This is a genomic window from Thalassospira mesophila, assembly GCF_002115755.1.
GTDB lineage: Bacteria > Pseudomonadota > Alphaproteobacteria > Rhodospirillales > Thalassospiraceae > Thalassospira > Thalassospira mesophila.
In genome coordinates this window covers 383,279-395,705 of the sequence record NZ_JFKA01000002.1, presented here as the reverse complement: position 1 = coordinate 395,705, position 12,427 = coordinate 383,279, and the positions used below count along the sequence as shown (strand labels likewise).

The window sequence follows — 12,427 nt, the reverse complement described above, 5'->3', positions numbered from 1 at the left end:
CACGGCTCAGTCTGCGGTACCGGGCGGGCATGTGGTGGCACGGGGGCCCATGGTTCGCCCGATATCGCGAAACAAAATCTGGTATGTTTGCAGGGCGGTTATGGCATCGGTGCCCAACCAGCGCCGAAACACCAATAACAGCAGATAAACCGGTAAAATACGATGCAGCACCGTTGCCAGCGGCGACAGGGCGCCAGCATTGTCGCCAGCGTGGAACCGATATTTTTGCCAGCCAAGCTGCAATAAATCGGGCCGCTTTTTTATTTCGCGCTGAATTGAAAACAAAAACAGCAAAATATCGCGGGCCTGGGCATCGGCCACCGGCATGCATCCTTCGGGGTCTTCTTCAAAGTCGATAAAGCCGATGCTGCCATCCTTGCAAATTGTGATATTGCGCAAAAGCGGCGCGCCGTGGGCGCAATCGCGCGCATGTAAATCGGCCAGGCCCGATGCGGCCTTTTCAATCAGATCACAGGTTTTCGCAATATCGCCTTTCGCCACGGCGGCTTTGATCTGGTCTTTTAAAATGCGGCCATTATCGCGCAGGACAATCCAGTTATCGTCGCTCATGATCAGGTCGGGGACATGCACGCCATGATCGCGCATGCGCAATAAATGGCTGGTTTCAAACCGCAAACCATTACATCCGCCCGGCGATACCGTGGGCCGCAACATGGGAACGGCCAATATACCGGCCGCAAAGCGTTGAAAACGATGCCATACCTTTTGCTTGGGCGCGACCGCCTGTTTGACCCACAATCGCTGACCGTGCCAGCGCAGGGGAAACACGCGTGCGCCCACACCTTGCGAAAGGGCACCTTCAATCTGATTTTTAAGTTGTTTGCTCATTTGTTATTTTTTATTTGAACCATATATGCCTGAACGCGGTGCATGGCTTTATGGTTCCGACACCGAATTGTGTATGCCTGTATGTGCCTTCGGGCATACGGATGCTTGCCGTAAAGCCATCACCGTGGTAGCAAACTGCACGGAAAATCGGGCATAAATGGGCCTTGATAAAAGGCAAAAACGGGGCAACCCGCCGGAAACATCCGGTGTCACCAATCTTTGCCACAACAACCAGGAATATCTTCTTGTCCAAACAAAATATCGACCACACCACCGATCATTGGGATACTTGGCCCATGGTCAAACGGATCGTTCGTGAAGCGGTTCGTCCCTATATCGGTAAAATTGTTCTGGCCCTGTTATTCATGGTTGTCGTCGCCGCGACGACCGGTGCGTCTGCCTGGCTGATGGACCCGGTGATCAACGAAATTTTCATCAATAAAAACGGCTCGATGCTGTTGCCGGTCGGGGCGGCGGTTTTGATCACCTTTGCCCTGAAAGGCTTTGGCAATTATGGCCAGGCCGTGATGATGAGCTATGTTGGCGGGCGTATTCTGACCGACATTCAAAACCGGCTTTATAACCACGTCATGAGCCTGGATATCGGCTTTTTCCACGGCACCAACACCGGCAAGCTGATTGCGCGCTTTACCAGCGACGTTGGCGCCATGCGCTCGGCCGTATCTGAAAGCCTGACCGGCTTTGGCAAAGACCTGATGTCGGCGATTTTCCTGATCGGGGTGATGTTTATCAAGGACTGGCAACTGGCCTTTATTGCCATTTTCATTTTCCCGCTCGCCATTTTGCCAATCGCACGGCTTGGCAAACGCATGCGCAAGGTATCGTCAAATACCCAGCAGCAAATTGGCGAGTTTGCCACCCTGTTAGAACAAACCTTTCAAGGCGTTCGCCATGTCAAAGCCTATGGCATGGAAGAATATGAAAGCAGCCGGGTCGGCAAGCTGGTTGATTATATCTTCCAACTGAATTTCAAGGCACAAAAAGTCCGTGCGCGGTCGTCCCCCATCATGGAAACACTGGGCGGTGTTGCCGTGACGGCCATCATTGTTTATGGCGGTTACCGGGTGATCGAGGGCAGCAATGACGCAGGGGGTTTTTTCGCCTTCATTACCGCCCTGTTGATGGCCTATGAGCCGGTCAAGCGTTTGGCCAATATCAATATGAATTTGCAGGCGGGCCTTGCCGCATCGCAGCGGGTTTTCACCATTCTGGATCTCGAACCCGATATCAAAGACAAACCCGATGCCAAAGCGCTGGCGATTTCGGGCGGGGCGGTACGGTTTGACAATGTTGATTTTGCCTATGGCGAAGACGGCGAAAACAATGCGCTTGTCGGTATCAACCTTGATATTCCCGCCGGACAGACCGTGGCCCTTGTTGGTCAGTCTGGTGCAGGTAAATCAACCATCCTTAATTTGATCCCGCGCTTTTACGACATCAACAATGGCAGCATTTCGGTTGACGGGCAGGACATTCGCGATGTGAAATTGCGCAGTCTGCGCGAAGCAACCGCACTGGTCAGCCAGGAAATTTCGCTGTTTGACGATACGGTCCGTGCCAATATCGCCTATGGCCGAACCGGTGCCAGCGAGGCCGAAATCGAGGAAGCGGCACGCAATGCCGCCGCCCATGATTTTATCATGCAGCTTGAAGACGGCTATGACACCATTGTTGGTGAACATGGTGTCAAACTTTCCGGCGGGCAGCGCCAGCGCATTGCCATTGCCCGGGCGATGCTGAAAAACGCACCGATCCTGCTGCTTGATGAAGCAACATCAGCCCTTGATACCGAGTCTGAACGCCACATTCAGACCGCCCTGGCACACCTGATGAAAGACCGGACAACCCTGGTGATTGCGCATCGCCTGTCGACAATTGTTGATGCCGACAAAATTTGCGTCATTCATCGTGGCAAGCTGATCGAACAGGGAAAACACGAAGAGTTGCTTGCCCTTGGCGGTGCCTATGCCAACCTGTATAACCTGCAGTTTTCCGAAGAACCGGGTAAAACCCCGACGATGGTGCCAAATCAGGACTAAGACACGTGAAGTGGTATAAAGGAATTATCAAAAGCCCCCTGGCGCGGGCATCGCTGTGCAATTTGGCGGCATTTTATATTCGCCTGATCCGCTATTCGGGCCGCTGGCGCCAAAATGGCACCGACCTGCCACGCCAGATGCTGGAAAACGGCCAACCTTTTATTGTTGCCTTCTGGCATCAACGCCTGTTGATGATGCCCTATACATGGAAAATTGTCGGCGGGGACACACCGTTTAACATGCTGATTTCATCGCATCGCGATGGTGAAATCATTTCACGCATCATTGGCCATTTCGGCATTTCCACCATTGCCGGGTCTACCGGCAAGGGCAAAGGCGGGGCCAATGCCCTGCGCAGTATTGTAAAATCGCTGAAAGCCGGTGAAGTGGTGGGCATGACCCCCGATGGCCCGCGTGGCCCGCGCATGCGGGCCTCAGGCGGCGTTATCACGGCGGCGCGCATGAGCGGTGTGCCCATTTTCCCGCTGACCTTTTCCATAACCAGCCGGCGGGTCATGCGCAGCTGGGACCGCTTTATATTGCCATTTCCGTTTTCAAGCGGTTCTTTTTCCTGGGGCGATCCGATTTACGTTGGCAAGGACCTGGACGCGGCAGGGCTGGAAGAAAAACGCCAGGAACTGGAAGACAAGCTGATCAGCCTGACGCAAAAATATGACCGTGAATATGGTCTGGACATTATCGAACCGGCAGGGCTTGATGAAATAGCCAAACAAAAACGGCCCCGCCGTGACGCCGGAGACGCCACACAATGAGCCTGTTTTACGCCTATCGCGCGGCAACGCGCATGTTAGGCCCCGTTGTCGGGCTGTATCTGCATCGGCGTAAAAACCGCGGCAAGGAAGACCCCGGCCGCATTGGCGAACGGTTCGGCCACCCCGGCCAGCGCCGCCCCGATGGCCCGCTTATATGGATCCACGGGGCCAGTGTTGGTGAATCGCTTTCGGCCCTGCCCGTGATTGACCGGCTTCAACGCGATTATCCCGAATTTCACATTCTGGTGACAACCGGCACCGTAACATCGGCCCGCATGATGCTGGAACGCCTGCCCGACGGGGTTATTCACCAGTTCATCCCGGTGGACCGTCAGGTTTATGTTGCCCGGTTTTTGCATCACTGGCGGCCTGATATTGCCCTGTGGCTGGAAAGCGATTTGTGGCCCAATATTTTAACCCGTGCGCGCAAGGCAGGCACCAAAATCGCGCTGTTAAACGGGCGTATTTCCGAACACAGCTTTAAAAGCTATCGCCGGTTTTCGTCTTTTATTCGCCCGGTGATGGCGTGTTTTAATGTTGTTCTGGCGCAAACCAGCGAAGAAACAGCCCATTTCACCGAACTGGGCGCGCCCAACGTTATCACCACCGGCAACCTTAAATTTGCCGCCCTGCCCTTACCGGTCGAAGACGCCGACCTTCACAAAACCCGAGACCAGATCGAAGGCCGCCCGATCTGGCTGGCATCAAGCACGTTTGAGGGCGAAGAAACCATAGCTGCCGACATCCATGTCAAACTGCGAGAAAAACACCGGGGCCTGTTAACCATCATCGTGCCGCGCCACCCCAACCGTGCGCCCGCCATCGAGGCCAACCTGATGGCCCGGGGCCTGCGGGTGGCCCGGCGCAGCATGGGGCATATCATCACCCGCGATACCGACATTTTTCTGGGCGATACCATTGGCGAGATGGGCCTGTATTACCGGCTGGCCCCCATTTGCTTTATTGGCAAAACCCTGTGTGTGGGCGGCGGACAAAACCCGCTGGAACCCGCCCGGCTGGGCTGTGCCATTTTGCATGGCCCCGATATGAGCAACTTTAGCGAAATCAGCCGCGAAATGCTGGCCGAACGCGCCTGTCGCCCGTGCAGCGATGCCGATGACCTGGCCCGCCAGCTTGACCAGTTATTATCAAACCAACCCGCATGCCAGGCCTTAACCGATGCCGCGCGCACCTATGCCAACAGCAAGGCCGAAGTATTAGATCGCACCATGTCGGCGATTAATGACCTGCTGGTGGCGTGTCGGGGGCCACATGCACGCCCCTGATTTTTGGCAAAATAACGGTTTTCTGGCCCGCGCCCTGGCCCCGCTTTCGCGGCTTTGGCGGGCGGGGGCCGCGTGGAAAGCGGCAACAACGCCTGCTTTTCATCCCGGCTGCAAAGTTATTTGTCTGGGCAACTTTACCGTTGGCGGGGCGGGAAAAACGCCCTCGGCACAGGCGATACAGGCCATTTTGCGCGATCTGGGCCACTCGCCCCATTTTCTAAGCCGTGGATATGGCGGCACAATTTCCGGCCCGCATCGGGTGGACCTGACCACCGATACCGCCACACAGGTGGGCGACGAACCGTTATTGCTGGCGCGTTGCGGCCCGACATGGATATCGCGTGATCGCGCCTGCGGGGCACGGGCGATAAAATCGGCCGGGGCGGATGTAATTATCATGGATGACGGGTTGCAAAACCCGTCCGTGATCAAGGATTTCGCAATTGTTGTAATTGATGGTGCCACCGGGTTTGGCAATGGCCGCGTCATGCCCGCCGGACCGCTTCGCGAAACCACCCAAAGCGGATTTTCCAAGGTGGCTGCCGCGATTATCATTGGCCCGGATCAAACCGGCATTAGCCAGCGTATCCCGGCTCATGTGGCAGTTTTTTCGGCGCAAATTTGTGCGCAAAACCCCGACGAATTTACCGGCCAAAACGTGGTGGCCTTTGCCGGGATCGGACGCCCGGAAAAGTTTTATCAAAGCCTGCGCGATTGTAATGCCAACATTGTCGCCGCCCGTGATTTTGCCGATCACCACATGTATAAACCCGGCGAGATACAGGACCTGCAGGGGCTGGCACAGCAGCATGGCGCACATCTGGTCACCACAGAAAAAGACCTGGTGCGCTTGCCTTTGGCCCTTCAGCACGACATAAAGACCCTGCGCATCGCCCTGGAATTTGACGATTTGCACGGCATCAAAGAAATTATCAAAACGGTATTTGCCAATGGCGCATAAGAACAGCAACATCAGTCATTTTCAGCGTTTTTTCAGCTACCCTTTGCAGGGGCTGTTTGCGCATATGTTTTACTGGCTGTTTGCCGCCCTGCCAATTGATACCGCCTCGGCGATTGGCGCGCGCATTGGCCGCTGGATCGGCCCGAAACTTAGCGTTACACGCCGGGCACGGCGCAACCTGGAACGGGCCTTTCCCGAAAAAACACCCGAAGAATTACAAATTATTATTGGCGACATGTGGGACAATCTGGGGCGCAGTATTGGCGAAGTGCCCCACATTCACAAGATCGAACCCGGTTCGGACAGGCTGGAAGTGGTTGGCCTTGCAAACGGCCTTGCCCTGAAAGACGACGGCAAACCGGGCCAGTTTTTTACCGCCCATATTGGAAACTGGGAAGTCACAACGCTGGTCGCCCGTATTGTGGGCATGGAAATGATGTCGGTTTACCGCGCCCCCGACAATCCGTGGGTAGACAGTATTTTCAACCGGGCGCGGCAGGGCTTCAGGGGGGAACAGGTTCCCAAGGGACCGGCCGGGGCGCGCAAATTAACCGCCTTTCTCAAAAACGGTGGCCATGCCGCCATGCTGGTCGATCAGAAAATGAATAACGGCATTGCCGTGCCGTTTTTTGGCCGCGATGCCATGACAGCCCCGGCACTGGCACAGTTTTGCCTGCGCTATGACACACCCTTGGTACCTGTACGTGTGGAACGCCTGCAGGGGGCACATTTCCGCATGACGTTTTACCCGCAAATGGATATTGTCGAAACAGACGATCGTCATAAGGATATTCTTACGATCATGACGGACGTCAACGCCATCATGGAAGGCTGGATTCGCGAACGTCCTGCACAATGGCTGTGGTTGCATCGTCGCTGGCCTGACTGATCCCGCTTTATAACGCCCGGGCTGCGTGCTGTAGCCGGTGGTCGGATGCGAATAAGGACAGTGCCTTGCGTATGCAAATGCTGACCAGCATTTTGTTACTGATCGTGTGTCTGGTGTGTTTTGCCACGCCAGGTATCACGTCTGAGCAAAGCGATATTAGCAACGATGCCGTCCAACTGCGCCTGACCATTTCCCGGTTTGACAACGACCTGCAAAAACACCTTAAAAAGGCCCTGCAAACCGGTCCCGAGCGGATCATTCAATGCCAGAACCATCCCGACACCCTGGAAAACTGCCTTTCCGGGCCGTTTCGGGATTTACCCAAACCCCCAGTCACGATCCGCCACGATACGTCAGGGCCGAATAGCAAGCCAACCCCGCTGGTCGATTTGCGGGCCGCCGAGGAGCGCTTTGCCCTTTATACCGACCGCGTCAACACAACCAACGACTTGCTATCGCGCGCGGGACTGGCGTTATTTGTCCCCCCGCGCGACCTGACCCCCGACATCGATGATTTACGCAAGCGGGTGCTGGCGGTGATTGAAAACCGGCACGAAGATGACCTTCTTTTTGAAAAATTCGTTCTGATTGCCGGAATGCTGGTTGTTCTGGCAGGGATCTTTGGGGGCCTCTATCTGTGCCTGCGCCGCTTCAAGGGCTAGGAACACAACAGCACATGTTTCTTTTGCCGGGCAAACGCGCATTTTAAATTGATTATCGCGCCAAACGTCGCTAGCGATAGCACCGGTTTAAACAGCAAAGGGTCGCCGGTCTGTGATCTGCCCGCAGTGCAGTCACAACGGGGTTTGGTAATGGAACGACAACAACCATATTGGCAAGATGTGCTGGTCACCTTGCGCCAGATCATCCGCGCCACCGATTTACATTCCAAACGCATGATGAAAATTTGCGGGTTAACCATTCCTCAGGTCATGGTTTTGCGTGCGATTAACGAATTGCAAAATGTAACGGTGCGCCGCATTTCCAACCATGTGTCGCTTAGCCAGGCCACCGTCACCACCATTTTAAACCGCCTCGAACAACGACAATTAATGGAACGGCGACGGTCCACCACCGACAAACGCGTGGTGAATACCGTATTGACCGATAGCGGGCGCGAAATTATCGCCAATGCCCCCGATCTGCTGCAAGAAGAATTCATTCGCCAGTTTGAAGAAATGCCGGTCTGGGAAAAAACCCAGATGCTGTCATCGCTGCAACGGGTGGCAACCATGATGCATGCCGAAAAAATCGATGCATCACCGTTTCTCGATGTGGCCGCCGTTGTTCCCCCGGAAAACGAGCAGAAAACCGCCTGAAAAACCCGCCGTCATCACCATCACCACCATTATTGCACAATAAAATGGTGGCCGTTTCGCCGCGCATCCCCTGATGCCACCAGCTTGTGGGAGCCAGCATTTAACGCAGCAGCATGGACGCCGCCGAAAAACATGTCGCTTTCCTGCCAGCGCTGCTGTTCGTTGAGGTTAAGCTGATCAAGAATAGCGAGGTCAAAGCCCGGCTCGATTGACAGCAACCCGTCATCAAAATGCATTCTGGGCGCGGCAATCGCATCTTCCAGCGACATGCCAAACACATCAAGGTTCAGCAATACCTGCATCATGGTGGAGCGAATACGGTTTGACCCGCCCGAGCCAAGTGCCACCGCCATGCCATCATGGCCCAGATACAGGGCCGGAGTCATCATGGAGGTCATGCGCACGCCACAGGGCCAGTTATGAAAGCCCTCGGGCGATAAATCGGCTTCACCCAGCATGTTGTTTAGCAAAACACCGGTTCCCGGAATCATTCGGCCCGAGGTAGACCCGTTAGACAATGTTGCCGACGCCAGGTTACCAAACTGATCAACCACCGAAATATGGGTGGTGCCGTTTTGGGTTAAGGGCCGGTCGCCGATCAGATTGCGATAGCCTTCACAAAATTCATCGCCCAGTATCGATGGTGCAGCCCCATATTCGCCGCGCACAACCGAGGTTGTTTTTAAAATTTCCGACAGTGCATCAAGATGGCGGGCATCGCCAAAAACGCCCAGATCCAATTCCCGCGCCAGTTTCAAACCAAACCCGGCCAAAACCCCGCCCGAAGCCGGTGGCGGGTTTAAAACAAAACGCCCGTTGCGCCCGCTGACCAGCAAGGGATCACGTACCAAAACGCGGTATTTCGCCAAATCATCGGCGGTAATATATCCGCCACTCTCACGGCAGGCGGCAATCAGGGCATGGGCAATATCGCCATGGTAAAAGCTGGCCGCGCCATTTTTTGCCAGCTCTTCAATACTGGCGGCCAGATGGGGCTGGCGGTGAACCTCGCCCGTCTTGATCACTTCAAACCCGGCATCGGTGCCATCGCCTGCCTGTTGCGATGCATCTGGCGCACCATAAATCGCACGGGTTTCGTCGCAAAACCCCAATAACGGGGTTACAATATTCATGACGTAATTTTGGAAATCATCAACGACAACACCGTCACGGGCCAAATTTTGCGCCGATTGCGCCAGATCAGCCATTGGCAACTGACCTAAATCGTTATGAACGGCAAAAAGCCCGGCCACCATGCCCGGCGTTGCCACCGCACCATAACCACCGTGAAATTCCTGCGTCACGCCCCCGGCAAAACGGGCAATGCAGCTTTCAAATTCAAGGCTTTCGCCCGGGCGTTTGGCCAGCGGTGTTTCAACAAAAAAGTCGTATAAACGGGGCGTTTGGCCCGCAGGCCGCGCCATTAAAAACCCGCCACCGCCAAGGGATGCCAGCACAGGTTCCACCACACAGGCCGTCCACATCGCCGCGATGATCGCATCAAAGGCCGTGCCGCCAGCTTCAAGCACATTTTGGGCAGCCCGCGCTGTTTCCTTATGTCCTGCGGCAACGGCACCTTGCGTTTTCATTTTTTCGCCCCCGCCAAAACCTGTTCCATCGGTGGCACCAGCAAAGCAGCATCAATGCGGGTTGGCCCCACATTAACCCGCCAGTCCAGATGCGGGCCGGTGGCCCGGCCACTGGCACCTGAATGCGCCACCACATCGCCCTGATGCACAACATCCCCTACTTTGACGTCAATTTTCGACAAATGCAAAAATGCCGAAACAACACCAAGGCCATGATCAATAAACAAAGTTGCGCCGGAAAAATACATATCGGGATGGGCCAATGTGACAACGCCATCAGCCGGGGCCACAACCGGCGTTCCCATTGGCACGGCCACATCAACCCCCCAATGGGCGGCACGCGGCTGACCGTTTAAAATGCGCTGCGATCCATAAACACCGCTGATGCGCCCCGTAGCGGGCCAGACAAAGCCGGATTTATAATATTCGGTGGTAAATCGTTCGGTGCGGGCTTCGCGGGCCTGGCGCGAATCATCCTTGATCCGATCCATTACCGCCGGGTCTGGCGTTACCATTTTGGGCGGCAAGCCATCAATGCGCTGAATGTTAAATTCGCGATGTTTGATCGGATAGGTGAATTGTTCGGTGCTGCCATCCTTGTGGGTCAGCGTCAGGGTTGCCGGGCCCTGATAATCGCGCTCGAACCCAAGGGCGAAATTGCCGTCGGGGGCAATCGTGTCAATCTTTTCACCATCAAGCATCACGGTCGTATCAGCCGTCGTCTGGCCAAAAACGATCCCGCCTTGGCTAAACACACCTTTAAATACCGGCTCGGCAGCCTGTGACGGCATCGCGAACCCGAAAACACCGGAAACACCGGCCACAAAGGTTGCAACAAGTGCCAGTTTCATTCCCAAACGCATTATAAAAGGCTCCCTTGGCGGTCATCATTTTGGGGGCGCGGGTCTTTTTTGCGCCGGGGTTTTTCGGGTTTCGGCGGTGTTTTCCCGCCCTCATCGGGTGGCGATTTTGAAGATGTTAAAGTGCTATCCGGGGCGGGGGTGCTGCCTTGCCCCGCTGGCGGGGTCTGGCTGCCAGAACCTGCATTGGACGCCCCGGCCACCACATTGGCAACACCATCCTGCATTTCCAAAACATATCCCTGCCCGTCAACAAGCGATGCCGCCTGTGCCTGCAACTTGCCGTTCTCATCGCGCACCACGGCAAAGCCGCGTTTTAAAACATTGCGGTACGAATAACTTTCCAGCAACCGGTCATAACGGGCCAGGCCATCCTTTTCGCGAGTGATGGTGTTTTTAACTGCCGCATCCAGCCGCGATGCCAAATCGGCCACATGTTTGCGTTCGCGGTTAATATCGCGGGTTGCATTGGCGGGGCGCAAACCGGCGGCTGCCTGGTCCAGCCGCGATTTCTGGTTTTGCAGGCGGGCTGTTATGGCACCATCAAGGCGCAAACGGGCATTTTCCAGCCGTCCGCGTTTTTCCGACAATTGTTCTCGCGGGCTGACCAACCGGGCGCTGGTTTCGTTTAACCGCGATTTTGCCGTTTGCAGCATGGCCTGTGCCGCACGCGGCAACCGGTCGGACCAGTTATCGAGCATCTGCGCGCGGTCTTCCAGCATCCTTTTCGGGTCGCCCAATCCGCGCGCGGCACTATCAAGGGCGATACGTTTTTCCGCCCCCAGGCGGCGAACGGCCTGCGCAAGGCGCTGGCCGTCGTCATTGACCTGTGCCAATAAATCCAGCCGCACCGGAACGGCTTTTTCTGCTGCCCCGGTCGGGGTTGGCGCGCGCAGGTCAGAGACAAAATCAATCAGGGTGGTATCGGTTTCGTGGCCCACTGCCGATATCACCGGGATGGTCGATTCCGCCACCGCACGGGCAACGATTTCTTCGTTAAAGGCCCATAAATCCTCCAGCGACCCGCCACCACGGGCCACAATCAGCAGATCGGGCCTTGGGATATCGCCATACGGCAGCAAGTCGTTAAATCCGCGCACGGCATGGGCCACTTGTTCGGCGGCCCCCTTGCCCTGCACCATCACCGGCCACAACAATACCCGGCGCGGGAACCGTTCGCGCAAGCGGTGCATGATATCGCGAATCACCGCCCCTGTCGGCGATGTAACAATACCGATCACATCGGGCAAAAAGGGAATCGGGCGTTTGCGGTCTGCCTCGAACAAGCCTTCGGCGGCCAGTTTTTTCTTGCGGTCTTCCAGCAATTTTAACAGCGCACCTTCACCGGCCACTTCCATGCTGTCGATCACGATCTGGTATTTTGACCGGCCCGGAAAGGTGGTGAGACGCCCGGTGACGATCACTTCCATACCGTCTTCGGGCTGCACGCCCAGTTTCGCCGCTGCCCCGCGCCAGCACACGGCATCAAGCACTGCGCTGTCATCCTTTAGCGCCAGATACAAATGGCCGCTCGAGGCCCGTTTGAAACCGGAAATTTCGCCGCGCACCCGGACAAAAGAAAACGCATCCTCGACCGTGCGTTTCAGCGCGTTGGACAGATCGGAAACCGAAAATTCCGGCAAGTTGCCAGATTGTTGCGGTTGCGGTGCATATGGGTCGAACAAATCTTGCGCCATAGAGGGTACTTTATGCTAAAAGCCCGCGTGAATTATTAACGCGGTTGCGTAAAACATTACGCAGTGAAGGTGTGAGACCCAAAGTCGGGGCCTGTTCATATGACCCTAAAGGATCACATCATGACCATCAAGCAGTCGGGGTAA

At 55.7% G+C, this 12,427-nt stretch carries 11 protein-coding genes; 7 read left to right on the top strand and 4 right to left on the bottom strand.

Features of this window, described 5'->3' with window-relative positions; genetic code table 11:
- Window positions 1–6: 6 nt before the first annotated feature.
- Window positions 7–849 carry a BUD32 family EKC/KEOPS complex subunit gene (locus TMES_RS06220; protein ID WP_085580549.1) on the bottom strand — a complete coding sequence of 281 codons (843 nt, stop codon included), beginning with the start codon at window positions 847–849 and terminating at the stop codon, window positions 7–9.
- 245 nt (window positions 850–1,094) lie between these two features.
- On the opposite strand from TMES_RS06220, the gene TMES_RS06215 reads away from it, so the two are divergent.
- From TMES_RS06215 to TMES_RS06185, 7 genes are all read left to right on the top strand, one after another.
- On the top strand, window positions 1,095–2,909 hold the full coding sequence (locus tag TMES_RS06215; RefSeq protein WP_342746305.1) for an ABC transporter ATP-binding protein: 1,815 nt from the start codon (window positions 1,095–1,097) through the stop codon (window positions 2,907–2,909).
- A 5-nt stretch (window positions 2,910–2,914) separates the two neighbouring features.
- A complete protein-coding gene (locus tag TMES_RS06210; RefSeq protein ID WP_085580547.1) occupies window positions 2,915–3,682 on the top strand; it encodes a lysophospholipid acyltransferase family protein in 768 nt (255 codons plus the stop codon).
- Window positions 3,679–4,968, top strand: coding sequence for a 3-deoxy-D-manno-octulosonic acid transferase (locus tag TMES_RS06205; RefSeq protein ID WP_085580545.1), 1,290 nt, complete (start codon window positions 3,679–3,681; stop codon window positions 4,966–4,968). The genes TMES_RS06210 and TMES_RS06205 overlap by 4 nt, the downstream gene beginning before the upstream one ends.
- A complete protein-coding gene (gene lpxK, locus TMES_RS06200; RefSeq protein WP_085580543.1) occupies window positions 4,955–5,929 on the top strand; it encodes a tetraacyldisaccharide 4'-kinase in 975 nt (324 codons plus the stop codon). Before TMES_RS06205 ends, lpxK begins: the two co-directional genes overlap by 14 nt.
- Window positions 5,919–6,818 carry an LpxL/LpxP family acyltransferase gene (locus tag TMES_RS06195; protein WP_085580541.1) on the top strand — a complete coding sequence of 300 codons (900 nt, stop codon included), beginning with the start codon at window positions 5,919–5,921 and terminating at the stop codon, window positions 6,816–6,818. Before lpxK ends, TMES_RS06195 begins: the two co-directional genes overlap by 11 nt.
- A gap of 65 nt (window positions 6,819–6,883) precedes the next feature.
- The gene (locus tag TMES_RS06190; protein WP_143589555.1) at window positions 6,884–7,480 is read left to right on the top strand and encodes a hypothetical protein; all 597 of its coding nucleotides are present in this window, start codon (window positions 6,884–6,886) and stop codon (window positions 7,478–7,480) included.
- Between the two features lie 150 nt (window positions 7,481–7,630).
- Entirely contained in the window at window positions 7,631–8,137 is a 507-nt protein-coding gene (locus TMES_RS06185) for a MarR family winged helix-turn-helix transcriptional regulator (protein WP_085580537.1), read from the top strand.
- 29 nt (window positions 8,138–8,166) lie between these two features.
- Here TMES_RS06185 and TMES_RS06180 read toward each other — a convergent pair whose 3' ends face one another.
- The 3 genes from TMES_RS06180 to xseA are packed head-to-tail and all read right to left on the bottom strand — an operon-like array spanning window position 8,167 to window position 12,283.
- Window positions 8,167–9,726, bottom strand: a complete 1,560-nt coding sequence (locus TMES_RS06180) for a gamma-glutamyltransferase family protein (protein WP_085580535.1) — start codon at window positions 9,724–9,726, stop codon at window positions 8,167–8,169.
- Window positions 9,723–10,589 (bottom strand): M23 family metallopeptidase, encoded by an 867-nt coding sequence (locus tag TMES_RS06175; RefSeq protein WP_085580533.1) that lies wholly within the window; start codon window positions 10,587–10,589, stop codon window positions 9,723–9,725. Before TMES_RS06175 ends, TMES_RS06180 begins: the two co-directional genes overlap by 4 nt.
- Window positions 10,589–12,283 (bottom strand): exodeoxyribonuclease VII large subunit, encoded by a 1,695-nt coding sequence (gene xseA, locus TMES_RS06170; RefSeq protein WP_085580531.1) that lies wholly within the window; start codon window positions 12,281–12,283, stop codon window positions 10,589–10,591. Before xseA ends, TMES_RS06175 begins: the two co-directional genes overlap by 1 nt.
- Window positions 12,284–12,427 lie beyond the last annotated feature (144 nt).